Origin of the sequence: Mesorhizobium sp. B2-4-13 (assembly GCF_006658535.1) — a bacterium.
GTDB lineage: Bacteria > Pseudomonadota > Alphaproteobacteria > Rhizobiales > Rhizobiaceae > Mesorhizobium > Mesorhizobium australicum.
In genome coordinates this window covers 206410-230230 of the sequence record NZ_VFVB01000002.1, presented here as the reverse complement: position 1 = coordinate 230230, position 23821 = coordinate 206410, and the positions used below count along the sequence as shown (strand labels likewise).

Genomic DNA, 23821 nt, shown 5'->3' with positions numbered 1-23821 from the left:
TGACCTCAAGTTAAGTTGAGCTTGTAGCCAAGAAAGCCTGACTGTGCAAACCAAAGGAGAAGGCGGATGTGCGCCTGGGCAAAAATCACCGCTGACGGCGCTGCCGGCGATCCCCTATCGGAGTTGCCGGGCGGCTTCGCCCGCCACCATGGCGACGGAAAGGGCGACGTTGATGCTGCGCGCGCCGGGCTGCATCGGGATGGTCAGCCGCGCATCCGCCGCCTGATGGACTGGATCCGGCACCCCCGCGGATTCGCGACCGAACAGGAGGATGTCGCGGTCGGTGAAGCTGAAGTCGGTGTAGGTAGTCGTAGCCTTGGTCGACAGCAGCACCAGGCGATCCGCGCGGGCCTTGCGCCACTCCTCGAAGGCGTCCCAGTCGACATGCCGGGTCAGGGCAGCCATTTCAAGGTAGTCCATGCCGGCGCGCTTGAGCGCTTTGTCGGAGAGCGGAAAGCCGGCCGGCTCGATGATGTCGACGCCGAGGCCGAGGCAAGCGGCGAAGCGCAGGATTGTCCCGGTATTGCCGGCAATGTCAGGCTGGTAGAGCGCGATGCGGAGACCAGGGTTCACTTCCGCGTCCTTCTAATAAGTGGCAGATCGGCCACAGCAGCTTCCTGGTTTTGGAAATTCCTGGACCTGCGGGTGGCCATTTTTTTCGAAGTCGGGTATACGACCAGCATTGTCAACCCGAACCGATGGAGGGGTAATTCATGATGGCCATGTACATCCAGCGCCCCACCTGTGGGCTTATTTGCGCCCTGGCGGTTTCGGTACGACGTTTCTCCTGATCTTTTAGACACTTCCGCACCGATTTCCGCCGAAACCATACCCTGGTCTTCGAAGGAATCCCGCGATGTTTTTCAAGCTGCCGAAGGGGCCGATGGCCCCGTCCCAACGCGTTCCGACTGATCCGCCGCCGATCCCGCGGCACGATGTCGATCATCCTTTTTATCTCTATTTCAACACGGAGGACGGACCGATGTTCGATCCCTACAGAATACCGGGCTCGAGGAGCCTGCAACACCCGAAGGTGGTGGCTTGGGCGCTGTTGATCGGCGACACCTATTCTTCGGCGGTTCATGCCGAAGTACGCCGGCGTCCACATCGCGGCATGCTGCCGGATGTCGATTTCTCGCGCGCGGTACCCGATCCGAGCCGGCCGTCCCTGGTGCGCCGGATCATCCGGCTGATCCGGCCAGGCGCGAAAAACCGGACTGATGGCGCCATGTCGTCAGGATCGACAAAGGTGGCTGTCGGCGAAAAGCCGGCGAACCCCTATATAGCGCGAAGCAGGGCCGACGCTCCGGATGATTCCGGAGCGTCGGCCCTCGATTCCATGCGGTCCGAGGACTTCGTACGCCGCCAAGCCGCGTAAGCGGAAACAGATCTCACAGGCGTGACCTATGTTGTTGTTTAGCTGGTTTGAAAGAAAGCTCGATCCGTTCCCGGCCGCGGAACCGGTCGAGCCGCCCAAGACGCTTGTTGCCTTCTGCCTGCATTATACGCGCGGGGCATGGCCCTATATTCTTGTCGATGCGGTGCTGGTCGCGGCCATCGCCATCGCGGAAGTGTGGATGTTCGGCTTCCTCGGCCGCATCGTCGACTGGCTGTCGGGGCAGAACCGCGAGACCTTCCTGCAGACGGAGGGCTGGAAGCTCGCCGGAATGGCCTTCATCGTACTGTTTGCGCTGCCCGGCACGGTCTGGCTGCATTCCCTGCTCAACCAGCAGACGCTGATGGGCAATTACCCGATGCGCATCCGCTGGCAGGTGCACCGCTACCTGCTCAAGCAATCGATGAGCTTCTACCAGGACGAGTTCGCCGGCCGCATCGCCACCAAGCTCATGCAGACCGCGCTTGCCGTGCGCGAATGCGTCATCAAGGTGATCGACGTCCTGAACTACGTCGTCGTCTATTTCCTCGGCATGCTGTTGATCGTGGGTTCGGCCGACTGGCGGCTGGCCGCGCCGCTCGGCGTCTGGATGGTCGGCTACATGCTGCTGCTGCGCTTTTTCATCCCGCGACTGGGCAAGGTCGGCGAAGAGCAGGCCAATGCGCGCTCGACCATGACCGGCCGCGTCGTCGACAGCTACACCAACATCCAGACGGTCAAGCTGTTTTCCCATTCACGCCGCGAGGCCGCCTTCGCCAGGGAAGGCATGATGGGCTTCCTCGACACGGTCTACCGGTCGATGCGGCTGGTGACACTGCTGTTCGGCTCGCTCTACATACTGAACGCGCTGCTGCTGTTCTCGGTCACCGCCATCTCGCTGTGGCTGTGGATGGGGCAAGTGGTGACGATCGGTGCGGTCGCCGTGGTCATCGGCCTGGTGCTCCGGATGTGGGGCATGTCGCAGTGGATCATGTGGGAAATGTCGAGCCTGTTCGAGAATATCGGCACGGTGCAGGACGGCATTGCCTCGATTTCGTTGCCGCGCCTAGTCGAGGACAGGCCCGATGCCAAGGAGATCATCGTTTCCAAAGGCGATATCCGCTTCGAGGATATCCGCTTCCATTATGGCAAGCAGAAGGGCGTCATCGAAAACCTGTCGCTGGCGGTGAAGCCGGGCGAGAAGGTCGGCATTGTCGGCCGCTCGGGCGCCGGCAAGTCGACGCTGGTCAATCTCCTCCTGCGCTTCTACGACCTGGAAAGCGGCCGGATCCTGATCGACGGCCAGGAGATCGCCGGCGTGAAACAGGATTCGCTGCGCGCCCAGATCGGGATGGTCACGCAGGACACCTCGCTGCTGCATCGTTCGGTGCGCGAGAACATCCTCTACGGCCGGCCCGACGCCACCGACGAGATGCTGCTCGAGGCGGCGCGGCGGGCCGAGGCGATCGATTTCATATCAGGACTTTCGGATCATCATGGACGCAAGGGGTTCGACGCCTATGTGGGCGACCGCGGCGTCAAACTGTCCGGCGGTCAGCGGCAACGCATCGCCATTGCTCGCGTTATGTTGAAGGACGCGCCCATACTTATCCTTGACGAGGCGACGTCGGCGCTCGATTCCGAGGCGGAAGCCGCCATCCAGGAGAACCTCTACAAGCTCATGCAAGGCAAGACCGTCATCGCTATCGCGCACCGGCTGTCAACCATCGCGGCGATGGACAGGCTCGTCGTGATGGACCAGGGTCGCGTCATCGAGGAGGGCTCGCACGAGGAACTGGTCGCCAGAGGCGGGCTCTACGCGCAGCTCTGGCAGCGCCAGTCGGGTGGGTTCCTGCTCGATGACGTCCCAGTCGAAGCCGCCAATGACGCAATAGCAAAGGGGCAAGCCGCAGAATGATGGCCCCCGCATGATGACAGCCGTCTACCGCTGGTTCGAAAACTGGGTCTACCCGTTCAGGGAGCCGGCGAATCTTCGACCACCGGCCAGCGTCACGGGCTTCCTCTGGCACTATGTCGGGCAAGCGAAGTTCGCCTTCTTCGCGATGCTGGTCATCGGCGGCATCGCGCCGCTGGTCGAGGCCGGCCTGTTCTATTTCGTCGGACGGCTGGTCGATATTCTCGACCAATTGCCCGGCGAACGGAGCTGGCACGCGCTGTGGACCGCCGCCGGCCCCGAACTGGTGTTCATGGTCGCGGTGGTGCTGATCATCCGCACCGTGGTCGTCGCCTTGTCGGCGCTGGTCGACGAACAGACGATCACGCCCGGCTTCTACAATCTGGTGCGTTGGCAGGCGCACCGGCACGTCTCGCGCCAGTCCTACGCCTTCTTCCAGAACGATTTTGCCGGCCGCATCGCGACGAAAGTCTGGCAAGCCGGGCAGGCGACGGGCGACCTGATGGAAAGCTTCATCGAGGTCGTCTGGTTCATGGTCGTCTATACGGTGACGACGCTGGCGCTGGTCGCCGGGCTTGACCTCAGGCTGGCGGCACTCGTGGTGGTCTGGATCACCGCCTTCGGCTTTCTGGCGAAGCGCTATTTGCCGGCAATCCGCAAGCACGCCGAAGCGACGGCGGAGGCGGGCTCCATGATCAATGGCCGCATTGTCGATTCCTACTCCAACGTGCAGACGCTGAAACTGTTCGCGGCCGACGGCGACGATCGCTACATCAGGAACGGCTTCGACATCTATCTCGACGCATTGCGGCCCTTCACCCGCCGCTTGACCGGCGTGCGCATGGCGCTGACGACGCTGTCGGGCATCATGATCACGGCGATCGGCTGCTTTGCCGTTTATCTCTGGGTCGAGGGCTCGATCACGGTCGGGGCGGTCGCCTTCACGCTCAGCCTGGTGCTGCGGCTCAACATGCTGCTCGGCCGGTTGATGATGCAGATGAACGGCATCTTGCGGAATCTCGGCGTGCTGGAGAACTCCAAGGCGCTGATCTCGCAGCCGCTCGGCCTGACCGATGCACCGGACGCCGGGGAACTGGTCGTGGCGGGCGGGCGCATCGACGTAAAAAATGTCGAGTTCCACTACGGCAAGGGGTTTGGGGTGCTGAACGGCATCAACCTTATCGTCAAGCCGGGTGAGAAGGTCGGGCTGGTCGGGCCTTCGGGCGCCGGCAAGACGACGCTGGCGAACCTTATCCTGCGCCTCTACGATCTCGAAAGCGGCCAGATCACCATCGATGGCCAGGACGTCTCTGGTGTAACGCAGGATTCGTTGCGCGCCAATATCGGCGTCGTCAGCCAGGATACGGCCCTGTTCCACCGTTCGCTGCGTGACAACATCAAGCTCGGCATGCCCGACGCAACCGATGCGCAGGTCGTCGCGGCGGCGAAAAAAGCCGAGGCCCATGAATTCATCCTGACTTTGCGCGACAACAGGGACCGCCAGGGCTACGAAGCCTTTGTCGGCGAGCGCGGCGTGAAACTGTCGGGCGGTCAGCGTCAGCGCGTGGCGATCGCCCGCGTCTTCCTCAAGGACGCGCCGGTCCTGATCCTCGACGAGGCGACGTCGGCGCTCGATTCCGACATCGAGGCGGCGATCCAGGAGAATCTGACGCGGCTGATGGAGAACAAGACCGTGATCGCGATTGCCCACCGGCTGTCGACGATCGCGGCACTTGACCGCCTGGTGGTGCTCGACGGCGGCCGCATCGTCGAGCAAGGCACACATGACGAACTGGTGGCGCTCGACGGGCTTTATGCCCGGCTGTGGAAGCGCCAGTCCGGCGGGTTCCTCTATCACGAGGAAAGCGTGCTGGAAGAGACGCGGCCGGCGGAGTAGGTGCATGGGTGGATCGCCAGAGTTCAGTCCGGAGATCGGCTACACGCTCAAGCGTTTGCGGCCTACCGTGGCGGCTTTCGACGCGTTGAAGGAAGAGAGCCGGCTGGAAGGCTACTGGATGCTGGTGCGTCTGGGCGATGGCTGGGCAAGCGGCCGCAACAAGTTCCTGAAGCGGGGGGAGGCGCTGTTCGGAACCTGGCATGGCGCCGAACTCGCCGGTGTCTGCGGGCTGAACATCGATCCATATTTCGAGGGCAGGGACCACGGCCGGGTCCGCCACCTGTTCGTCAGCGCGCGTCACCGCCGCGCCGGCCTTGGCCGAACCCTGGTCGAGACCGTGATCGACCGAGCCCGCCAGTATTTCACCGTGTTGAACACCCGCGCGCCGCCAGAAGCCTTCGCTTTCTATGAACGGCTTGGTTTTCAGCCCGTGGAGGGTGAAGAATTCGTCACCCATCGCATGGTGTTCAGGAAAGGGAACTGAAATGTCCTTGCGTCCGCCATCCCATCTTGCCGGCACGTCGGCCGCCGACGCGGCCTTCGACGCGCTTGGCCATGAAATCCTGGCAGAGAAGGCGGCGGCGCTCGGGCGGGCCGGCCAGCGCGTCGAAGAAACCTTGGCGCGGTTGCGCGATAACGGGGACGATGGGTTGCGCCCCCGTCTGCTCAAGGAGGCTGCCGTGGCCGTTCACGCCTATTTCATCCAGCGCGAACTGTGCGGCCTTCGCAAGCATGACGCCGTGATCCGCGAATACAATATCCCCAAGGCGGTTCTAGTGAGGCTGGGCGCCGCGTAAAATCAGTTTTTAGGAATCACTCCAGCCATTCGGTGATGAAGCTGCCGTTTTCGTGAATGTCGGTCGTTTCCAGCGGACCGGGACCGAGATTGGTGAATTTGTGCGGCGTGTTGGGCGGCACGATCAGGATCTGCCCCGCCGAAGCCTCGATTTCCTGGTCACCGACCGTGAAGAGGCCGGTTCCCTGGCGGATGATGAAGATCTCCGCATAGGGATGGGCGTGCAGCCGCGTGCCGCCGCCGACGTCGGGCAGGTGATTGAAGATCAGGCAGGAGTTTGAGCCGTAGGCACCGCACTGCAGTTCGCCCTTCCAGTGGTCGGAACGAACAGCCCATTGCTCGCGATCGATGACGTGCGCCATGCGAAGGAGGATAGATCACACCGGCGCCGTGTGTCGAGGCAAGCCGGAGCCTTGGATTTTGCTGATATTTCCCGGTTGTTTAGCCGCCCTTTGCAGCCATTCGCCGTCCCGCCGGACACGAGGGGATTTTGTCCCCGCGACAATCTGCCCTTGTGCCTTCACCCGTCTGGACAAAAACGGGCTTCACGCATAAACCGAAGTCCAAATGCCGGAGGAATTCGCTAGCCTGTTCGCCATGCGCTGTCGGGTTGGCGTGATTGAGCGGGGAACAAGGCTCGGCCACCGGCGCGGAAGAGGCGAAAGGATCAGGCACCCGTGAGCGCAACCGACATCCACGATCCCAATCGTCGAGATTTTCTCTACGTCGCCACCGGCATGGCCGCCGTGGTCGGCGCCGGTGCCGTGGCCTGGCCGTTCATCGACCAGATGCGCCCCGACGCCTCGACGCTGGCGCTCGCTTCGGTCGAGGTCGATGTCTCCTCGCTGACGCCTGGCAGCTCGCTGATCGTCAAGTGGCGCGGCAAGCCGGTCGTGGTGCGCAACCGCACCGAGAAGGAAATGAAGGACGGCGAGGCCGTCAGCCTCTCCGATCTCAAGGATCCGATTGCCCGCAACGCCAATTTGCCGTCCGATGCGCCGGCGACCGACGCCAACCGCACCACGCCAGGCAAGGAAGCCTGGATGGTGATGGTTCAGGTCTGCACCCATCTGGGCTGCATCCCGCTCGGCCAGGAAGGCGATTTCGGCGGCTGGTTCTGCCCGTGCCACGGTTCGCAATACGACACGGCCGGCCGCATCCGCAAAGGCCCGGCGCCGGAGAACATGGCGATTCCGGTATTCAAATTCGTTTCCGACACCAAACTCCTTATCGGTTGAGGCAGGGGATATTTCGATGAGCGAGGGACACTCGACCTACACGCCGAAGACCGGTATCGAACGCTGGTTCGACGCCCGCATGCCGCTGCCCAGGATGGTCTATGACAGCTTCATCGCCTACCCGGTGCCGCGCAACCTGAACTATATGTGGACCTTCGGCGGCATCCTGGCGATCATGCTGGTGGCGCAGATCCTGACCGGCATCGTGCTGGCCATGCACTATACGGCCGACACCAATCTCGCCTTCGGTTCGGTCGAAAAGATCATGCGCGACGTGAATTCCGGATGGCTGCTGCGCTACATGCACGCCAACGGCGCCTCGTTCTTCTTTATCGCCGTCTATTTGCACATCTTCCGCGGCCTCTATTACGGCTCCTACAAGGCGCCGCGCGAGCTGCTGTGGATCCTCGGCTGCATCATCTACCTCCTGATGATGGCGACCGGTTTCATGGGCTATGTGCTGCCATGGGGGCAGATGAGCTTCTGGGGCGCCACTGTCATCACCGGCTTCTTCAGCGCCATTCCTCTGGTTGGCGACTGGATCCAGCAGCTCCTGCTCGGCGGCTTCGCCGTCGACAATCCGACGCTGAACCGCTTCTTCGCCCTGCATTACCTGCTGCCTTTCATGATTGCCGGCGTCGTCGTGCTGCATGTCTGGGCGCTGCATGTCGTCGGCCAGTCGAACCCGACCGGCATCGAGGTCAAGTCGAAGACAGATACCGTGGCCTTCACGCCCTACGCGACCATCAAGGACGCGTTCGGCATGATCGTGTTCCTGTTCGTCTTCGCCTACTTCGTCTTCTACCTGCCGAACTATCTCGGCCATCCGGACAACTACACGGTCGCCAACCCGCTTAAGACGCCGGCCCATATCGTCCCGGAATGGTACTTCCTGCCGTTCTACGCAATCCTGCGCGCCATCACGTTCAACATCGGGCCGATCAATTCCAAGCTCGGCGGCGTGCTGTGCATGTTCGGCGCCATCGTCATGCTGTTCCTGGTGCCGTGGCTCGACACCTCCAAGGTGCGCTCGGCGGTCTACCGGCCCTGGTACAAGCTGTTTTTCTGGCTGTTCGTGGCCGATGCCATCCTGCTGGGCTGGCTTGGCTCGCAGCCGGCGGAAGGCAGCTATGTGTTCATGGCGCAGATGGCGACGCTGTTCTACTTCGCCTTCTTCCTGATCGCGCTGCCGGTGCTCGGCTTGATCGAGACACCCCGCAGGCTGCCGAACTCGATCACCGAGGCGGTGCTCGAAAAGAACAAGGGTGGCAGCGGGCATCCGGCGGGCGCCACGGCAGCACCTGAGACCAAGGGCTGAGCGGTAGGGAATCTAAGGGGATTTGGCATGAAAAAGATTCTCACCTCGCTTGCGCTGGTCGGCCTCGTGGCCGCCGGCACCGGAGTTGCAGGCACTTGGGCGTTCGCGGCCGAAGAGGCGCACAACGCGGCGGCACCGACGCATTTCCCGATCAACGAGCCGAAGGAAATGGGCTGGAGCTTCACCGGCCCGTTCGGCACCTATGACAAGGCGCAGTTGCAGCGTGGCCTGAAGGTCTACAAGGAAGTCTGCTCGGCCTGCCATTCGATGAACCTGGTGGCGTTCCGCACGCTTTCGGACCTCGGTTACAGCGACGCGCAGATCAAGACGCTGTCAGCCGAATACACCATCCATGACGGCCCCAACGATGCCGGCGACATGTTCGACCGTCCCGGCAAGCCGTCCGACCATTTCCCGGCCCCGTTCGCCAATGAGGAAGCCGCCGCTGCCTCGAATGGCGGTGCGGCGCCGCCGGATATGTCGTTGCTGGCCAAGGCGCGCGGCGTCGAGCGCGGCTTCCCGCAGTTCGTCTTCGATATCTTCACCCAGTATGATGCCGGTGGTCCCGACTACATCCATTCGCTCTTGACCGGCTACGACCAGACGCCGCCCGCCGGCATGGTCATCCCCGAAGGCACGCACTACAACCCGTACTTCATGTCCGGCGTGTCGCTGAAGATGCCCAAGCCGCTCTCCGACGGCCAGGTCACCTATGACGACGGTTCGCCGCAGACCATCGACCAGTATTCCCGCGACGTGGCTGCCTTCCTGACATGGGCTGCCGAGCCGCACATGGAAGACCGCAAGAAGATGGGCTTCCGCGTGCTGGTGTTCCTGCTTCTGTTCGGCGCCCTGGTCTACCTGACCAAGCGCAAGGTGTGGGAAGCCGTCGCGCACTAGGCCTGTTGATCTTCAGGTGAGGCCGGTCTGCAAACCATGGCTTCCTGCGCTTCCGGTGCTCACGTACTTCAAGTACGCTCCGCTCCGGTTCTCGGAAACCATCGTTTTCGATTCCGCCTGACCTGAATCTCAAAGGCCCTGGGCCGTTCAGTGTACAACATGGGGCGCCGCGAGGTGCCCTTTCTGCTTTTTGAGTGGATTGCGCCTCCACGTCTCGGCGGTGTCACATGGCCGTCACCACACATCGCGATCCTGCGGCGCTCTCATCAAAGGATCACGCCCATGAAAAGATACGCATCGCTTGCGGCAGGCCTGCTGCTGCTCGTCGTTGGTTCCGCGGCCCGCGCCGAAGACGCAAAACCATTCATCACCAACAAGGATGTCGACCTGACGATGATCCTGCCGCCGCCGCCGGCCAATGATTCGGCTGAGACCAAGGCCGAGCTTGGCGAAGTGCTGACCATGCAGGTCACGCGCACACCCGAGATGGAAGCCCGCGCCATCGCCGACGCCGAGGAAAACGTCTGGCGTTTCGCCGATGTCATGGGGCCGAATTTCAACAAGGACAAGCTGCCGAAATTCAGCGCCTTCTTCGATCGCGTGGTGGAGACCGAAGGCGCCGTCGTCGATCCGGCCAAGGATGTCTGGAAGCGCCCGCGTCCGCACCAGCTCAGCGATCTCGTCAAGCCGGTGGTCAAGCTGTCGAGCTCCGGTTCCTGGCCGTCCGGCCATGCGACCGTCGGCACGATGATGGGCATCATCCTGTCCGACATGGTTCCGGAAAGGCGTGCTGAGATCATGGCGCGCGCGGCCGAGTTCGCCCACAACCGCATCGTCGGCGGCATCCACTATCCGTCCGACGTCGAGATGGGCAAGATTTCCGGCAGCGTCATTGCCGCCGTCCTGCTCAACCGGGATGACTTCAAGGCCGAGTACGATGTGGCCAGGGCGGAGCTTCGTTCCGATCTCGGCATGTAGGATTTGGCCGATAGCCATCCGTTCGAGCGGGGCGCCTTCGGGCGCCCCTTTTTCGTGGCTGCGCCCAACAGGAGGAAAATCGCCTGGTGGTTGCTCCCAGCCCGTAGTCAATTCCTTTGCCGGATGCGCTTGTCTCGGTCGCCACATCGCGCTAGCCGTTGTCGGTCGCGCCGGGTTACGATCGGCCCCGCGCCGTTCACTTTGTCAGCCGGATCATTCGGAGCCGCTTCATGAAACCTTCTCTCGAAGACACGCTGCTGGCCTCGATCCGTACCATCCCGGACTATCCCAAGCCCGGCATCCTGTTTCGCGACATCACCACGCTGCTCGGCAATGCGCGCGCCTTCCGCCGCGCCATCGACGAGCTGGTGCATCCCTATGCCGGGCAGAAGATCGACAAGATCGCCGGCATCGAAGCGCGCGGCTTCATCCTGGGCGGCGCCGTTGCCCACCAGCTCTCGGCCGGTTTCGTCCCGATCCGCAAGAAGGGCAAGCTGCCTTATGAGACCGTGCGCGTCGCTTATAGCCTGGAATACGGGCTGGATGAGATGGAGATGCACAAGGACGGCGTCGCGCCCGGCGAGAAGGTGATCCTGGTTGACGATCTGATCGCCACCGGCGGCACGGCGGAAGCGGCGGTCAAGCTGCTGCGCCAGATCGGCGCCGACATTCTCGCCGCCTGTTTCGTCATCGACCTGCCGGATTTGGGCGGGCGCGCCAAGCTCGAAGCGCTCGGCGTGCCGGTGCGAACGCTGATCGGGTTCGAGGGGGTTTGAGACCGGTTTGCCGAGGGCAAATTGAAAGGTCCAGTGGACCTTTCAAAGGTCTCGAACGCCGGGAGCGATAGCGAAGGGCAGGGAGGCAACACGATAACCAGCGCGGGTGCCGCCTCATCCGCCCTTCGGCCACGCCGTAAACGGGGCGAAGGAAGAGACTACTCCACCTTCACCAGCACCGCGCTTTCGAACTCCAGCACCTTGCCGCCGGTCGAATCAGTGGCCTCGCAGAGGAGCGCCAGCAACCGCCAGCCGGGGCGGGACGCGATGGGGCGGTGGGACAGCGCCGTGCGCGTGAAGGTGATGGTTTGCCCAGCAAAGACGGGCTTCAGCCACTTCAGGTTCTTGAATCCGGGCGAGGGGCCGAATTCGGGCACCGGGCCGTCCCAGCCTTCGGCGTCCAGGCGGCTCTCCAGGTTCAGCTTCATCCAGGTGGCGGCGGTATGCCAGCCGGAGGCGCAGAGGCCGCCGAGCACGCTCTTCTTCGCGGCCTCTTCGTCGATGTGAAAGATCTGCGGGTCGTATTTGCGGGCGAACGCCTTGATCGCCTCGGGCTCGAATCTGTGCGAGCCCAGCGTCACCGTGGTGCCGATGCGGAAGAATTCGTCGAGCGTCATGCCGCATTCCCCGCGTCGCGCGTCAGGAACATGACGGAGTTCTCGAGCTCGAAGACGCTTTCGCCGCGCTGGTTGACCAGTTCGCTGCGCATGGTCACGAAGCCGAGTTGCGGCTTCGATTTCGACAGGCGCCTGGCCAGAACCACCAGGCTGCCCCGCAGCGTATCGCCGGCGAGCACCGGCTTCTTCCATTTGACCTGATCGACTCCTGGTGCGCCCTGGCAGGTGGAGTCCAGCAGGAAGGCATCGCACAGCATGCGCATGAACATGGCGCAGGTGTGCCAGCCTGAAGCCGAGAGGCCGCCCAGGATACTCGCCTTGCCGGCCCCCTCGTCGAGATGCATCGGCTGGGCATCGAACTCGCTGGCGAACTCGATGATTTCGGCCGCGCTCACCTGTTTGGTGCCGAGATCGAACGAGATCCCCTCGACGAAGTCCTCATAGGCCCATGTCTTGCCGGTCATGGTCTGGCATCCCTGCAGAACGCGCGATCCGTATGGATCGGCAAACCCGGATGCAGGCCGCGGGCGATTTGGTCAAGCCCTTTCTGGTGAGCCAGCCGGCGCGATCGGGCCCGCGGCGGCAGTAGGGGCCAGCCGCGGCGCCTCCGATCGCCTAGCGGGCGTTCGGCAGGATCTGGTGCAGGACGATCGCCCAGACGGCGCCGAAGGCGATGGATGAGCCCAGAATGTACTGCACGATATCGGGCAGCGTCTTGACGAAATCCGGCGGTACCAGCGTGGCGAACAGCGCCATCAGGATGGGCAGGCCGATGACCAGCATGTTGCGTTCGGTCAGCGGCGTCCCGCGCACCACCCGAAAACCGTTCATGGCGATGACGACGCAAAGCACTCCGAAGACGCCGCCGATGACCGGCCCCGGGATTGAGGCGATGACCGCCGAAAGCTTGCCGATCAGCCCGAACAGCACCAGGAAGATGCCGGCCGCCCCGAAGGCGGCACGGCTGGCGATGCCGGTGATGGCGATGATGCCGGCGTTGGACGAATAGCCGGTGACCGGCGTGCTGCACAGCAGCGCGCTGATCAGGCAGCCGAGGCCTTCGCCGGTGGCGCCCCGGTCGAGCTGCTCGTCCGAGAGCGGCTTGTCGATGACGGCACCGACCGCGAACCAGGTGCCGGTGGTTTCGGCCAGGACGACGATGTAGACGATCAGCATGGTCAGCGTCGCCGACCAGGAGAAGGTGACATCGAGATTGAGGAAGGCGATGCGCGGCATGGAAAACCAGGTCGCGGCGGAAACGCCCGTCATGTCGAGCTGGCCCATGAAGGCGGCGGCCACGCTGCCAGCCACAAGCGCGATGATCACGGACAGCAGGCGCAGCCATGCGCCTTTCGCGCCAAGCGCCATGCCGATCAGCATGCAGCCGACAAGCACCGCCGCGGCGACGAAGGCGAGGACGATGTTGCCGCCGACGGTGGCGGTGCCGTGGACAGCGAAGACGCTCTCCTTCAGTGCCACCGGCATCAGCGCGACGCCGACGACGATGATGATGGCGCCGCCGACGATGGACGGCACGAAGCGGTTGACGAGGCGGTGGAAGAGCTTTGTGGGCGATCCCAGAAGCATGACCAGTATGGCGCCCGGAATGAGTGCGCCGATCACGGCCGACAGGCCCGGCAGGCCGCCGCCGGCGCCAAAGGCAATCGCCAGCACCGCGCCGATCGGGACGAAGGACGGTCCCTGGACGACGGGCAGCCGCATCAGCAACTGCGACTGGATCAGGGTTGCGATGCCTGCCGCCACGAAGGCCGACTGGATGAAGGCGCCGGCGTCGCCGACGCTGAAGGCAAGCACCGACGCGATGATGAACGGCACGATATAGACGTCCATCGCCAGCACGTGCTGGAGGCCGAGCAGGGCGGCCTTGCCCAGGGGCAATGGATCGTCCGGCTGGGCGATCAAACTGATTTCTGGCGCAACGCGTTCCATGATGTCCCCTCTGGAAATTCCCGGCCGATCATGGGATCAGTCGGCGGCAAAGGACAGCGGCGGAAATGTTTGCCAACTGTTTTCTTCTAGGCCACGCATTGGCAGCCCCGCCCGCCAGCAGCACCGGAGCGACGATATGACGGCAGATCCTTTCACGCTGCTCGGCACCGCCTTCCATACGCCTGAGCGCGGCAGGCTGGAGGTGCTGGAGGAGCACCTGTTCTGCGTCGACGCACAGGGGCGCATCGCCGAGATCCTGGCGCCCGGCCACCCGGAATACACGGCCACGATAAGCGATGCCCGCCGGGCGGGCAGGCTGGTGGAACTTGGCGAGGGGCAGTTCCTGCTGCCGGGGCTCGTCGACCTGCACATCCATGCGCCGCAATGGCCGCAGATGGGCAAGGCGCTGGACGTGCCGCTCGAAGTCTGGCTGCGGAAATACACTTTTCCGCTCGAGGCCCGCTATGCGGATTTGGACTATGCTCGCGCGGTCTATGCTGATCTGGTCGACAATCTGCTCGCCAACGGCACCACCACCGCGCTCTATTTCGCCACCGTCCATGTCTCGGCGAGCGTGGCGCTCGCCGAGACATGTCTTGAGAAAGGCCAGCGTGCCCTGGTCGGCAAGGTGGTGATGGACGACCCCGAACAGTGTCCGCCCTTCTATCGCGATGCCGATGCGGCAAGCGCTGTTTCGGATACCAGGCGCTTCATCGAGGCCGTCATGTCATTGGATCCGGGCGAGAGGCCGCTTGTCCAGCCGGTGATCACGCCGCGCTTCATTCCAAGCTGCACCGACGCGGCCTTGCAGGGGCTGGGCGAACTCGCGGAAGAGTTCGGTTGCCACGTGCAGACCCATTGCTCCGAAAGCGATTGGGCAAAGCAGTTCGTGGAAGCGCGCTTCGGCCAAACGGATGCGGCAAGCCTCGATGGTTTCGGCCTGCTCACCCGTCATACGATCCTGGCGCATTCGAACTTCATCGATGGGCAGGACATGGACCTGATCAAGGAGAAGGGCGCCGGCGTCGCTCATTGCCCGCTGTCCAACGTCTACTTCGCCAATGCAGTGTTTCCGCTTCGGGAGGCGCTCGACCGGCACATGCATGTCGGGCTCGGCACCGATATTTCAGGCGGCTACAGCCCATCGCTGTTCGACGGTTGCCGGAACGCGCTGTCGGCCTCGAGAACATTGCAGAGCGGCGTGCATGCCGGCCTGCCGGCAAAGGAGCGCGGCGCGCCCGGCGAGCCGATCACGCATCAGGAAGCGTTCTGGCTGGCGACCGCGGGAGGCGCGGAAGCGCTCGACCTGCCGACAGGCAGTTTTCGCGTCGGACACGAATTCGACGCGCTGCTGATCGACACCGAAGCGAGCGCCTCGAACATCCATGTCAACTGCGCCGACGATACGCTCGACGACGTCTTTCAGAAGATCGTGCTCAATGCGGCACGGGCCAATATTGCCACTGTTTGGGTCGGAGGCCGGGCGGTGGTCGGCTGTAGCTAAGCTACGCTCACTTGTAGTGGCCTCGCCTGCGCGAATAAACATGGCCCTGTGCCGACGTCGGCAGCGCCTGCGAGCATGGAATACGACAGCCCGTTTTCGTCTTTCGCAACGGGCGCTATACGAGATCGTCAACCGAGACATTGAGGGCGGCGGCGATGCGCTTGATCGTGTCGAAGCTACCGTCGCGGGTGCCTGTCTCGATCTGCGAGAGATAGCCTGCGCTGATCTCAGTCTTTTCAGCGAGGTCGCGAGCCGAAATCCCGCGATGCTCGCGCCAGACGCGGATCTTATTCTCGCCGTCCAGGATGCGGTTGACGACGGCGGCCGGAATAAGCTCCTCCTCGCCGGCAGCGATCTTTTGCTTGATCTGATCGTAGGTTTGAATGTCGGCCACGTCCTCCGCCGCTTCAACAAGGCTCTCGTAATCAGCGAGTGGCAGAATAGCCATACGGTCGCCATTCGGCGTGGTAATGATGGTGGGCTTGTTCATGTCCTCATCCCTCGTAGATGCTACCGCGCGGTCCGATCTCCAGAATGTCCATTACCGTGCCTTCCTGATCGAAGATAATACGGTAGTCCCCGACCCTAAGCCTGAAGCCTGGCCGGCCTTTCAGCCGTTTGACATTTTTCGCCAAGCTGGCCGGTTCGGCTGCATATTGGCCGATTTTAGCAGTGATCAGCCGAGCCGTGTTGGCGGGCATCCGCGCGCAAGCTAGAAATTTGCGTTAGCAAATAATGGGACATGGCTTTCATCGGTCTCCACCGGGTGCTGATCGGGGTAAGGCGACTTATGGTCTTCAATACCCCCGCGAGAGCTCTGCGGCAGGGATGGTGCTGTCCGACTGACGGTTGGGTCGCTCCGCCGCGACCTCCTCAGGTATTGAACTTGAACAGCATGATGTCGCCGTCCTGGACGACGTACTCCTTGCCTTCGTCGCGTGCCTTGCCGGCTTCCTTGGCCGCCACTTCGCCGCCCAGCGTGACGAAGTCGTTGTAGGCGATGGTCTGGGCGCGGATGAAGCCGCGCTCGAAATCGGTGTGGATGACGCCGGCCGCCTGCGGCGCCTTGGCGCCCTTGTGCACGGTCCAGGCGCGCGTCTCCTTCGGCCCAACGGTGAAATAGGTGATGAGCTGCAACAATTCGTAGCCGGCACGGATCACCTTGTTCAGGCCGGGCTCGTCGAGGCCGAGCGAGGACAGGAATTCCATCTCTTCCTCGTCGGAGAGCTGCGCAACCTCGGCTTCGATCGCGGCCGAAATGACGACAGTGCGGGCGCCCTGCGCTGCGGCCATCTGCTCCACGGCCCTGGTGTGCTCGTTGCCGGTGGCCGCGTCCGCCTCGGCGACGTTGCAGACGTAGAGCACGGGATGTGAGGTCAGAAGGTTCAAGCCCTGCAAAATGTGCAGATCTTCCGCCGAGATGCCGTCGAGCAGGATGCGGGTCGGCTTGCCTGCCTGCAGCAGCTCGAGCGCGGCCTCCATCATCGGCAGCACGGTCGTCGCTTCCTTGTCCTTGCTGCCGGCGCGCTTGCGGAACTGGACGATGCGGCGCTCGAGGCTGTCGAGGTCGGCGAGCATCAGCTCGGTCTCGACCGTCTCGGCGTCGGCGACGGGGTCGATGCGGCCCTCGACATGGGTGATGTCGTCATCCTCGAAGCAGCGCAGCACATGCACGATGGCGTCGACCTCGCGGATGTTGGCGAGGAACTGGTTGCCCAGGCCTTCGCCCTTGGAGGCGCCGCGCACCAGGCCGGCGATGTCGACAAAGGAGATGCGGGTCGGGATGATCTCCTTCGACTTGCCGATCGCCGCGATCTTCTGCAGGCGCGGATCGGGCACCGCCACCTCGCCGGTGTTCGGTTCGATGGTGCAGAACGGGTAGTTGGCGGCCTGCGCGGCGGCCGTTCTCGTCAGCGCGTTGAAGAGCGTCGACTTGCCGACATTGGGCAAGCCAACGATGCCGCATTTGAAACCCATTTTGTCCGGTCCTATCGGGAAAAGCGAAATTTGATGAGGCTATGGGCGATAGGGGTTGGGAACGTCAAGTCCCGTGACGCCGCATGCGCCTACGCTTCAGTCCTTGTTGCCGAACAGTTTCTTCAGCATGGCGGCCATGGGGCCGCCTTCCGGCAGCTTGGCGACCGGCTGCTGAGGGCGGGCCTGGCGGACATGACTTTGCTGTTTCGGGCTTTGCTGTTTCGGGCTCGACTGCTTCCGCGCCGGGTTTTCCGGTTCGGCGCCGGTCTTGCCCTGGACGGCAAGGGCGGCCTTGTTCATGAAACCGGATTCGTCGCCCTTGACGATCATCGCCGCATTGTCGGCAATCGCGTCGAGCAGCGGGTCGAGCCAGTCGCGGTCGGCCTTGGCGAAATCACCGAGCACATGATGCTGGACCATTTCCTTGACGCCGGGATGGCCGACGCCGATGCGCACACGGCGGTACGCATTGCCGACATGGCCGTCGATCGAGCGGATGCCGTTGTGGCCGCCGGCGCCGCCGCCGGTCTTGATGCGCAGCTTGCCTTCGGCAAGGTCGATCTCGTCATAGAAGACGGTGAGGGCGGAAAGGTCGAGCTTGTAGAAGCGCAGCGCTTCGCCGACCGACTGGCCGGACAGGTTCATGAAGGTCTGCGGCTTGATCAGGATGATCTTTTCGCCGCCGAGCGTGCCCTCGGAAATCAGGCCCTGGAACTTCTTCGACCAGGGTGAAAAGGAATGGCGGCGGGCGATAGCGTCCGCCGCCATGAAGCCGACATTGTGCCGGTTTTCAGCGTATTTCGCGCCCGGATTGCCGAGGCCGGCAAAGACAAGCGCTGTCTTTTCTGGCATCGTCGCCTCCGGGCGTGAAAAGAGTTACTTCTCTTCGGCGGCGGGAGCCGCTTCGGGAGCCGCGGCCTCAGCTGTCTCTTCGGTCTCCGGCTTCATCGCCGACGAACCGGCAACGGTCGCGATGGTGAAGTCGCGGTCGGAGATGACGGGCTTGACGCCGGCCGGCAGCTTGACCGACGAGATGTGGATCGAATCGCCAATGTCGGCGCCGGTGAGATCGACGGTGATGAATTCCGGGATCGCATTGGCCGGGCAGTGGAACTCGACTTCGTGACGCACGATGTTGAGCACGCCGCCCCGCTTGATGCCGGGTGACTTGTCTTCATTGATGAAGTGCACGGGAACATCGACGTTGACTTCGGTGTCCTTGCCGATGCGCAGGAAGTCGACATGGACAGGGAAATCCTTGACCGGGTCGAGCTGGAAGTCCTTCGGCAGGACCTGGATCTTCTTGCCGTCGACATCGATCGTGGCGATCGTGGTCAGGAACCCGCCGCCGTGGATCTTGTAGTAGATGTCCTTGTAGGTGAGCGCGATCGCCAGGGGAGGCTGTCTGTCACCATAAATTACTGCAGGCACTTTACCGTTGCGGCGAACTGCACGGGCGGACCCCTTACCGACCTGTTCGCGCGCTTCGGCCTTGAGCTCGTAAGTATCGTGGCTCATGGCTTTTCCTTTCGCGTGTTATGGAGCGCCTACGGTTGGCAATGTACCAGGCCGTAAACGTCGAAAGCCGCCAGACCTCGATGTCCGAATGCCGGAAACCGCAGCGAGCGGATCTTTGTTCGGGATCACAAGGGGAAGGCAGCCTTCCGCCGCGTTGCCTCCAAGGGTGTCTACGCGGGTGGCGGCTCTATAGCGGAAGGCGGGCAGGCGTGCAAGCGGCGGGTGGGAAGGCCGTTGCTACCGGTCGCCGCTCAACGCGTCGCGCAACGCCTGGACCTGCCGGTTCAGCGTGTCGAGTTCGGCCAGCGTCATGCCCGAGCGTTCGACCAGGGTCGCGTTCAGGCAGTTGCACTGGACGAGCAGCTTGCGGCCGGCCGGTGTCAGGTCGACCTGTACCTGGCGCTCGTCGGTCTGGCTGCGCTGGCGGGTAACCAGGCCGGCCTGCTCCATCCGCTTCACCAGCGGCGTGACCGTGCTCGATTCCAGGGCGAGCCTGTGCGCGATCGTGCCGACAGACATGCCGTCGGCCTCGCCCAGCGCGTTGAGCACGAGATATTGCGGATAGGTGATCCCCATCTCGTCCAACATCGGCTTGTAGGTGCGATTGATCGCCATGCTGGTGGCGTAGAGCGTGAAGCAGAGCTGATTGTCCAGCGGGAGAGGCACGGTGAATTCCTTTACCGATTAAGCGCACGCATTATGTACCACGGAAAAAGATATCGCGATACATATTTCCATGGACAAGAACCTCGAGCTGGGTTAGCGATATTGATATCGTGATATTGTTTATCGCGACAGCAATCAAACGGAGATTGAGATGACCTCGCAGACCAAACCAGGCTCAGGCAGCGGCACGATCACCACCAAGGACGGCACGCAGATCTATTACAAGGACTGGGGAACCGGTCAGCCCATCGTGTTCCATCACGGCTGGCCGCTGAGCAGCGACGACTGGGATGCACAGATGCTGTTCTTCCTTGGCCAAGGCTACCGGGTCATCGCCCACGACCGCCGCGGCCACGGCCGTTCGACGCAGACGGATATCGGCAACGAGATGGACACCTATGCCGCCGATGTGGCTGAACTTGTCGCGCATCTCGACCTCAAGGACGCGATCCATGTCGGCCATTCGACGGGTGGCGGCGAGGTGGCGCGCTATGTCGCCCAGTATGGAGCGGGCGGCCGTGTCGCGAAGGCAGCGTTGCTCGGCGCGGTGCCGCCGATCATGCTCAAGACCCCGGCCAATCCCGGCGGCCTGCCGATCGAGGTCTTCGACGGCTTCCGCTCGGGCGTCGCCGCCAACCGCGCGCAGCTATATCTGGATGTTCCCGCTGGCCCGTTCTACGGGTTCAACCGTCCGGGCGCCGTGGTCTCGCAGGGCATTATCGACAACTGGTACCGCCAGGGCATGATGGGCGGCACCAAGGCGCATTACGACTGCATCAAAGCCTTCTCGGAGACCGACTTCACCGAAGACCTCGAGAAGATCGACGTGCCGGTGCTGGTCATGCATGGCGACGACGACCAGATCGTTCCCATCGCAGATTCGGCGCTGCTGAGCATCAAGCTGCTCAAGAAGGGCGAGCTCAAGGTCTACAAGGGCTTTCCGCACGGCATGGCCACCACCCACGCCGATGTCATCAACGCCGACCTGCTGGCTTTCTTCAAGGCCTGAAGCCCTCTGCCTGAACAGAAAAAGGCATCCGCCATATGGCGGGTGCCTTTTGCCTGGAACAGATGATTCAAGCGGCCGCTTGCGCCTTCCGGGCTTCCTTCATGTTGGGCAGGAACACCGTCAGCAGCCCCAGGAACGGCAGGTAGGAGCAGATCTGGAAGACGAAGTCGATGCCCTTCATGTCGGCGACGACGCCAAGCACCGCGGCCGCGATGCCGCCGACGCCGAAGGCGAAGCCGAAGAAGATGCCGGCGATCGTGCCGACGCGGCCCGGCACCAACTCCTGCGCGAAGACGACGATGTTGGAGAAGGCCGACGACAGGATGAGGCCGATCAGCACGGTCAGCACCATCGTCCATTCCATGTTGGCGTAGGGCAGCGCCAGGGTGAAGGGCAGGACACCGACGATCGAGAACCAGATCATCGCCTTTTGTCCATAGCGATCGCCGAAGGGACCGCCGAGCAGGATGCCCAGCGCCGAAGAGCCGAGGAAGAGGAACAGCATGACCTGCGACATCTGCACCGAAACGCCGAACTTATGGATGGAATAGAAGGTGTAGTAGCTGGCCAGGCTGGCGATGTAGGCGTTCTTGGTCAGCACCAGCAAGGTCAGCACCGCCAGGGCCCACATTACCTTGCGGCGCGGGAAGGGCGACACGAAGCTTGCCGCCTTGCGATTGCCTTGCGCGGCGCGCAGGCGGCTGTACCAGCCGCCGACCTGCCACAGGATGACGATGCCGATCAGCGAACCGACGGCGAACCAGGCGATGCTGGTCTGGCCGAAGGGCACGACGATGAAGGCGGCCAGCAAGGGACCCATGGACTGGCCGAAATTGCCGCCGACCTGGAACAGCGACTGCGCCAGGCCAAACCGGCCGCCGGATGCGAAGCGGGCAATGCGCGAGGATTCCGGATGGAAGATCGCCGAACCGATGCCGATCAGCGAGGCCCCGATCAGCAGCAGGTAATAGTGCCCGGCATAGGCCAGCACGACCAGGCCGATCAGCGAGGATGCCATGCCCCAGGGCAGCGAGTAAGGCATCGGCCGCTTGTCGGTGACCGCGCCGATGATCGGCTGCAGCAGGGATGCCGTTACCTGGAAGGTGAAGGTCAACAGCCCGATCTGCCAGAAGTCGAGGCCGTAATTGTCTTTCAGAAGCGGATAGATGGCCGATAACAGCGACTGCATGATGTCGTTGATGGAGTGGCAGAGGCTCACCGCCAGGATAACGGTGAAGGCCGTAGCCTGGGCTGACGCGTGACTGGCGGTCGCAGGCGGCGCGACGCTGGTGGCGGTCGTATCGGTCAAGATAGGCTCCGTAGTCTTTTTGGCGGGTTGTTACCGCAGGCGACGTGGCGGGCGCTTCCCGCAGGCAGCCTTATAGTCCGGTTGCCAGGCGACTTCTTTCGTGGTTTGGTCCAATAGTTTCGCAAGTGGGCCATACCGAATGCCAAAAACCAGGGAAATTTTCGGCGCCGGCCCCACCGACCTCGAGCAATTGCACGGGCTGCGCTGGCAGTGGCTCGAGCAGGCGGTCGGGCCGGCGGTGGTGCTGCCGACCGAATATCCGGATGGCTACCACGTGCCGCACCACCACCACAGCCGCAGCCAGTTGCTGCATGCGCTGGTCGGCGTCGTGCTGGTGACGACGCGGCATGGGCGCTGGATGGTGCCGCCGGACCATGCGATGTGGATTCCGGCCGGCATAGAACATTCCGTCGAGATGCTCGGCGACGTCTCGATGCGCTCGGTCTATGTCATGCCGCAGGCGATCCCGGGCCTGCCGGAGGGCATGCGCGTCGTCGGCGTCACCGACCTGATGCACAGTCTTATCGTGGAATCCGAGAAGCTGCCGCAAGGCGGCGAACTGGAAGGGCGCGGTGGCCTGATCATGAACCTGCTGCTGCATGAGATCCCGCAATTGCCGGAGCGGCCGCTCGGCCTGCCGTTCCCGTCGGATCCCAAACTGGCGGCGCTCTGCCGGCGTTTCGTCGCCGCACCCTCACCGCACGCGACGATCGACGAATGGGCCGATACCGTCGGCATGAGCCGGCGCACCTTCACGCGGGCCTTCCAGCGGCAGACCGGCCTGTCGCTGTCGACATGGCGCCAGCAGGCCTGCCTCTTCGCTGCGCTGCCGAGGCTCGCCGATGGCGAGCCGATCACGCGGGTGGCGCTCGATCTCGGCTATGACAGCGTGCCGGCCTTCATCACCATGTTCAAGCGCATGCTCGGCTCCTCGCCGCGCGGCTATATGCGCGGTGCACGTGACGCCGGCGAAGGCATGCGGCGAGCCCCGGCCCGGTTGGAGGCGCCGACGCCATCGGCCTTGCCGCAGGAGTAACTTGGGCCGCAGGAGTAACTTGGGCCGCAGGAGTAATTTGGGCCGCAGGGGTAACTTGGGCCGCAGGGATAACTGGTTTTCAGTCGAACAGGCTCGAGACCGATTCCTCGGTCGCTGTGCGCGAAATGGCTTCGCCCATCAGGTCGGCGATCGATATGACGCGGATGTTGGGCGCGTCGAGCACGCCTTGCGTCGGCTGGATGGAATCGGTGATCACCAGTTCCTGCAGCTTCGAGCCGCTGATGCGAGCGACCGCGCCGCCCGACAGCACGCCGTGGGTGATATAGGCGGTGACGCTGGTGGCGCCGTTGGCTAGCAGTGCGTCGGCGGCATTGCACAGCGTGCCGCCGGAATCGACGATGTCGTCGATCAAAAGGCAATCCTTGCCGGCGACCGCGCCGATGATGTTCATGACTTCCGATTCGCCGGGACGCTCACGGCGCTTATCGACGATGGCAAGTTGCGCGTCGAAACGCTTGGCAAGCGCACGCGCACGCACCACGCCGCCAATATCGGGCGACACGACGACGACATTGCCGAGTTGCTTGTACTTCGCCTTGACGTCACGGGCCATCACCGGCACCGAGAACAGATTGTCGGTGGGGATGTCGAAAAAGCCCTGGATCTGGCCGGCATGGAGATCCAGCGTCAAAACCCGGTCGACACCTGCACGGGTGATCATGTTGGCGACCAGCTTGGCAGAGATCGGCGTGCGCCCGGAAGCGCGGCGATCCTGCCTGGCATAGCCGAAATAGGGAATAACCGCCGTGATGCGCTTGGCCGACGAGCGCATGAAGGCGTCGATCATGATGAGCAGTTCCATCAGGTGATCGTTGGTCGGAAACGAGGTCGACTGCAGGATGAAGACATCCTCGCCGCGCACGTTTTCCTGGATCTCGACGAAGATTTCCTGGTCGGCGAAGCGCCTGACACTGGCCTTGCCCAGCGGGACGTTGAGATAGCGGGCGACCGCTTCGGCCAGCACCCTGTTGGAATTGCCCGCGAAGAGTTTCATGCACCGTTCCTGGTGGAGGACGGAGAA

The 23821-nt window shown here is 63.1% G+C and carries 26 protein-coding genes; 13 read left to right on the top strand and 13 right to left on the bottom strand.

What is annotated here, in order from left to right:
• Nucleotides 1-114: 114 nt before the first annotated feature.
• Nucleotides 115-573, bottom strand: a complete 459-nt coding sequence (locus FJ936_RS05270; RefSeq protein ID WP_141906204.1) for a tRNA (cytidine(34)-2'-O)-methyltransferase — start codon at nucleotides 571-573, stop codon at nucleotides 115-117.
• 283 nt (nucleotides 574-856) lie between these two features.
• Between FJ936_RS05270 and FJ936_RS05265 the strand changes: the two genes are divergently transcribed.
• Genes FJ936_RS05265 through FJ936_RS05245 form a run of 5 tightly spaced genes read left to right on the top strand, consistent with a single transcriptional unit; the run spans nucleotide 857 to nucleotide 5984 of the window.
• The gene (locus tag FJ936_RS05265) at nucleotides 857-1378 is read left to right on the top strand and encodes a hypothetical protein (RefSeq protein ID WP_181763094.1); all 522 of its coding nucleotides are present in this window, start codon (nucleotides 857-859) and stop codon (nucleotides 1376-1378) included.
• Nucleotides 1379-1406: 28 nt separating this feature from the next.
• A complete protein-coding gene (locus FJ936_RS05260; RefSeq protein WP_141906203.1) occupies nucleotides 1407-3293 on the top strand; it encodes an ABC transporter ATP-binding protein in 1887 nt (628 codons plus the stop codon).
• 10 nt (nucleotides 3294-3303) lie between these two features.
• A complete protein-coding gene (locus FJ936_RS05255; RefSeq protein ID WP_141906202.1) occupies nucleotides 3304-5187 on the top strand; it encodes an ABC transporter ATP-binding protein in 1884 nt (627 codons plus the stop codon).
• 4 nt (nucleotides 5188-5191) lie between these two features.
• The gene (locus FJ936_RS05250; RefSeq protein ID WP_140793089.1) at nucleotides 5192-5671 is read left to right on the top strand and encodes a GNAT family N-acetyltransferase; all 480 of its coding nucleotides are present in this window, start codon (nucleotides 5192-5194) and stop codon (nucleotides 5669-5671) included.
• Nucleotide 5672: 1 nt separating this feature from the next.
• Nucleotides 5673-5984 carry a DUF6665 family protein gene (locus FJ936_RS05245; protein WP_140793087.1) on the top strand — a complete coding sequence of 104 codons (312 nt, stop codon included), beginning with the start codon at nucleotides 5673-5675 and terminating at the stop codon, nucleotides 5982-5984.
• 16 nt (nucleotides 5985-6000) lie between these two features.
• On the opposite strand, the gene FJ936_RS05240 is transcribed toward FJ936_RS05245, so the two are convergent.
• On the bottom strand, nucleotides 6001-6345 hold the full coding sequence (locus tag FJ936_RS05240) for a cupin domain-containing protein (protein ID WP_140793085.1): 345 nt from the start codon (nucleotides 6343-6345) through the stop codon (nucleotides 6001-6003).
• A 315-nt stretch (nucleotides 6346-6660) separates the two neighbouring features.
• Between FJ936_RS05240 and petA the strand changes: the two genes are divergently transcribed.
• The 5 genes from petA to FJ936_RS05215 all read left to right on the top strand — a co-directional run bounded on the left by petA (nucleotide 6661) and on the right by FJ936_RS05215 (nucleotide 11193).
• Entirely contained in the window at nucleotides 6661-7221 is a 561-nt protein-coding gene (petA, locus tag FJ936_RS05235) for a ubiquinol-cytochrome c reductase iron-sulfur subunit (protein ID WP_015316073.1), read from the top strand.
• 16 nt (nucleotides 7222-7237) lie between these two features.
• Nucleotides 7238-8539 (top strand): cytochrome b N-terminal domain-containing protein, encoded by a 1302-nt coding sequence (locus FJ936_RS05230; protein WP_015316074.1) that lies wholly within the window; start codon nucleotides 7238-7240, stop codon nucleotides 8537-8539.
• A gap of 27 nt (nucleotides 8540-8566) precedes the next feature.
• Nucleotides 8567-9439: a cytochrome c1 gene (locus FJ936_RS05225; RefSeq protein WP_141906201.1), complete on the top strand. Its 873-nt coding sequence runs from the start codon at nucleotides 8567-8569 to the stop codon at nucleotides 9437-9439.
• A 282-nt stretch (nucleotides 9440-9721) separates the two neighbouring features.
• Nucleotides 9722-10417 (top strand): phosphatase PAP2 family protein, encoded by a 696-nt coding sequence (locus FJ936_RS05220; protein WP_015316076.1) that lies wholly within the window; start codon nucleotides 9722-9724, stop codon nucleotides 10415-10417.
• A gap of 230 nt (nucleotides 10418-10647) precedes the next feature.
• On the top strand, nucleotides 10648-11193 hold the full coding sequence (locus FJ936_RS05215; protein ID WP_015316077.1) for an adenine phosphoribosyltransferase: 546 nt from the start codon (nucleotides 10648-10650) through the stop codon (nucleotides 11191-11193).
• Nucleotides 11194-11351: 158 nt separating this feature from the next.
• Here the strand turns inward: FJ936_RS05215 and FJ936_RS05210 are convergent, their stop codons facing one another.
• The 3 genes from FJ936_RS05210 to FJ936_RS05200 form a co-directional block, all read right to left on the bottom strand.
• Nucleotides 11352-11810, bottom strand: coding sequence for a MaoC family dehydratase (locus tag FJ936_RS05210; protein WP_015316078.1), 459 nt, complete (start codon nucleotides 11808-11810; stop codon nucleotides 11352-11354).
• Nucleotides 11807-12274, bottom strand: a complete 468-nt coding sequence (locus tag FJ936_RS05205; protein WP_140721692.1) for a MaoC family dehydratase — start codon at nucleotides 12272-12274, stop codon at nucleotides 11807-11809. Before FJ936_RS05205 ends, FJ936_RS05210 begins: the two co-directional genes overlap by 4 nt.
• Before the next feature lie 151 nt (nucleotides 12275-12425).
• Nucleotides 12426-13760, bottom strand: a complete 1335-nt coding sequence (locus tag FJ936_RS05200) for a solute carrier family 23 protein (RefSeq protein WP_015316080.1) — start codon at nucleotides 13758-13760, stop codon at nucleotides 12426-12428.
• Between the two features lie 136 nt (nucleotides 13761-13896).
• On the opposite strand from FJ936_RS05200, the gene guaD reads away from it, so the two are divergent.
• Entirely contained in the window at nucleotides 13897-15264 is a 1368-nt protein-coding gene (gene guaD, locus FJ936_RS05195; RefSeq protein WP_141906200.1) for a guanine deaminase, read from the top strand.
• Between the two features lie 115 nt (nucleotides 15265-15379).
• Here the strand turns inward: guaD and FJ936_RS05190 are convergent, their stop codons facing one another.
• The 6 genes from FJ936_RS05190 to FJ936_RS05165 form a co-directional block, all read right to left on the bottom strand.
• The gene (locus FJ936_RS05190) at nucleotides 15380-15754 is read right to left on the bottom strand and encodes a helix-turn-helix transcriptional regulator (protein WP_141906199.1); all 375 of its coding nucleotides are present in this window, start codon (nucleotides 15752-15754) and stop codon (nucleotides 15380-15382) included.
• A 4-nt stretch (nucleotides 15755-15758) separates the two neighbouring features.
• The gene (locus FJ936_RS05185; protein ID WP_141906198.1) at nucleotides 15759-15965 is read right to left on the bottom strand and encodes a type II toxin-antitoxin system RelE/ParE family toxin; all 207 of its coding nucleotides are present in this window, start codon (nucleotides 15963-15965) and stop codon (nucleotides 15759-15761) included.
• Nucleotides 15966-16137: 172 nt separating this feature from the next.
• Nucleotides 16138-17241, bottom strand: coding sequence for a redox-regulated ATPase YchF (ychF, locus tag FJ936_RS05180; RefSeq protein ID WP_015316083.1), 1104 nt, complete (start codon nucleotides 17239-17241; stop codon nucleotides 16138-16140).
• Between the two features lie 96 nt (nucleotides 17242-17337).
• Nucleotides 17338-18093 carry an aminoacyl-tRNA hydrolase gene (gene pth / locus FJ936_RS05175; protein WP_141906197.1) on the bottom strand — a complete coding sequence of 252 codons (756 nt, stop codon included), beginning with the start codon at nucleotides 18091-18093 and terminating at the stop codon, nucleotides 17338-17340.
• Nucleotides 18094-18117: 24 nt separating this feature from the next.
• Complete coding sequence (locus FJ936_RS05170) at nucleotides 18118-18759, bottom strand: 50S ribosomal protein L25/general stress protein Ctc (RefSeq protein ID WP_015316085.1); 642 nt, start codon at nucleotides 18757-18759, stop codon at nucleotides 18118-18120.
• A 237-nt stretch (nucleotides 18760-18996) separates the two neighbouring features.
• The gene (locus FJ936_RS05165; RefSeq protein WP_140617695.1) at nucleotides 18997-19425 is read right to left on the bottom strand and encodes a MarR family transcriptional regulator; all 429 of its coding nucleotides are present in this window, start codon (nucleotides 19423-19425) and stop codon (nucleotides 18997-18999) included.
• Nucleotides 19426-19576: 151 nt separating this feature from the next.
• Between FJ936_RS05165 and FJ936_RS05160 the strand changes: the two genes are divergently transcribed.
• The gene (locus tag FJ936_RS05160; RefSeq protein WP_140617696.1) at nucleotides 19577-20434 is read left to right on the top strand and encodes an alpha/beta hydrolase; all 858 of its coding nucleotides are present in this window, start codon (nucleotides 19577-19579) and stop codon (nucleotides 20432-20434) included.
• A gap of 67 nt (nucleotides 20435-20501) precedes the next feature.
• Here the strand turns inward: FJ936_RS05160 and FJ936_RS05155 are convergent, their stop codons facing one another.
• On the bottom strand, nucleotides 20502-21743 hold the full coding sequence (locus FJ936_RS05155) for an MFS transporter (protein ID WP_015316088.1): 1242 nt from the start codon (nucleotides 21741-21743) through the stop codon (nucleotides 20502-20504).
• Nucleotides 21744-21882: 139 nt separating this feature from the next.
• Between FJ936_RS05155 and FJ936_RS05150 the strand changes: the two genes are divergently transcribed.
• Nucleotides 21883-22779, top strand: a complete 897-nt coding sequence (locus FJ936_RS05150) for a helix-turn-helix transcriptional regulator (protein WP_141906196.1) — start codon at nucleotides 21883-21885, stop codon at nucleotides 22777-22779.
• 79 nt (nucleotides 22780-22858) lie between these two features.
• Here FJ936_RS05150 and FJ936_RS05140 read toward each other — a convergent pair whose 3' ends face one another.
• Nucleotides 22859-23794, bottom strand: a complete 936-nt coding sequence (locus FJ936_RS05140; protein WP_015316090.1) for a ribose-phosphate pyrophosphokinase — start codon at nucleotides 23792-23794, stop codon at nucleotides 22859-22861.
• Nucleotides 23795-23821: the final 27 nt, after the last annotated feature.

Bases quoted from the DNA above. Each gene is read 5' to 3' on its own strand.
- FJ936_RS05245 (WP_140793087.1), top strand. From the start codon at position 5,673: ATGTCCTTGCGTCCGCCATCCCATCTTGCCGGCACGTCGGCCGCCGAC.
- guaD (WP_141906200.1), top strand. From the start codon at position 13,897: ATGACGGCAGATCCTTTCACGCTGCTCGGCACCGCCTTCCATACGCCT.
- ychF (WP_015316083.1), bottom strand. From the start codon at position 17,241: ATGGGTTTCAAATGCGGCATCGTTGGCTTGCCCAATGTCGGCAAGTCG.
- pth (WP_141906197.1), bottom strand. From the start codon at position 18,093: ATGCCAGAAAAGACAGCGCTTGTCTTTGCCGGCCTCGGCAATCCGGGC.
- FJ936_RS05170 (WP_015316085.1), bottom strand. From the start codon at position 18,759: ATGAGCCACGATACTTACGAGCTCAAGGCCGAAGCGCGCGAACAGGTC.
- FJ936_RS05215 (WP_015316077.1), top strand. From the start codon at position 10,648: ATGAAACCTTCTCTCGAAGACACGCTGCTGGCCTCGATCCGTACCATC.
- FJ936_RS05225 (WP_141906201.1), top strand. From the start codon at position 8,567: ATGAAAAAGATTCTCACCTCGCTTGCGCTGGTCGGCCTCGTGGCCGCC.
- FJ936_RS05220 (WP_015316076.1), top strand. From the start codon at position 9,722: ATGAAAAGATACGCATCGCTTGCGGCAGGCCTGCTGCTGCTCGTCGTT.
- FJ936_RS05150 (WP_141906196.1), top strand. From the start codon at position 21,883: ATGCCAAAAACCAGGGAAATTTTCGGCGCCGGCCCCACCGACCTCGAG.
- FJ936_RS05185 (WP_141906198.1), bottom strand. From the start codon at position 15,965: ATGCCCGCCAACACGGCTCGGCTGATCACTGCTAAAATCGGCCAATAT.
- FJ936_RS05210 (WP_015316078.1), bottom strand. From the start codon at position 11,810: ATGACGCTCGACGAATTCTTCCGCATCGGCACCACGGTGACGCTGGGC.
- FJ936_RS05255 (WP_141906202.1), top strand. From the start codon at position 3,304: ATGATGACAGCCGTCTACCGCTGGTTCGAAAACTGGGTCTACCCGTTC.
- FJ936_RS05230 (WP_015316074.1), top strand. From the start codon at position 7,238: ATGAGCGAGGGACACTCGACCTACACGCCGAAGACCGGTATCGAACGC.
- FJ936_RS05260 (WP_141906203.1), top strand. From the start codon at position 1,407: ATGTTGTTGTTTAGCTGGTTTGAAAGAAAGCTCGATCCGTTCCCGGCC.
- FJ936_RS05250 (WP_140793089.1), top strand. From the start codon at position 5,192: ATGGGTGGATCGCCAGAGTTCAGTCCGGAGATCGGCTACACGCTCAAG.
- FJ936_RS05240 (WP_140793085.1), bottom strand. From the start codon at position 6,345: ATGGCGCACGTCATCGATCGCGAGCAATGGGCTGTTCGTTCCGACCAC.
- FJ936_RS05200 (WP_015316080.1), bottom strand. From the start codon at position 13,760: ATGGAACGCGTTGCGCCAGAAATCAGTTTGATCGCCCAGCCGGACGAT.
- FJ936_RS05140 (WP_015316090.1), bottom strand. From the start codon at position 23,794: ATGAAACTCTTCGCGGGCAATTCCAACAGGGTGCTGGCCGAAGCGGTC.
- FJ936_RS05265 (WP_181763094.1), top strand. From the start codon at position 857: ATGTTTTTCAAGCTGCCGAAGGGGCCGATGGCCCCGTCCCAACGCGTT.
- FJ936_RS05190 (WP_141906199.1), bottom strand. From the start codon at position 15,754: ATGAACAAGCCCACCATCATTACCACGCCGAATGGCGACCGTATGGCT.
- FJ936_RS05160 (WP_140617696.1), top strand. From the start codon at position 19,577: ATGACCTCGCAGACCAAACCAGGCTCAGGCAGCGGCACGATCACCACC.
- FJ936_RS05205 (WP_140721692.1), bottom strand. From the start codon at position 12,274: ATGACCGGCAAGACATGGGCCTATGAGGACTTCGTCGAGGGGATCTCG.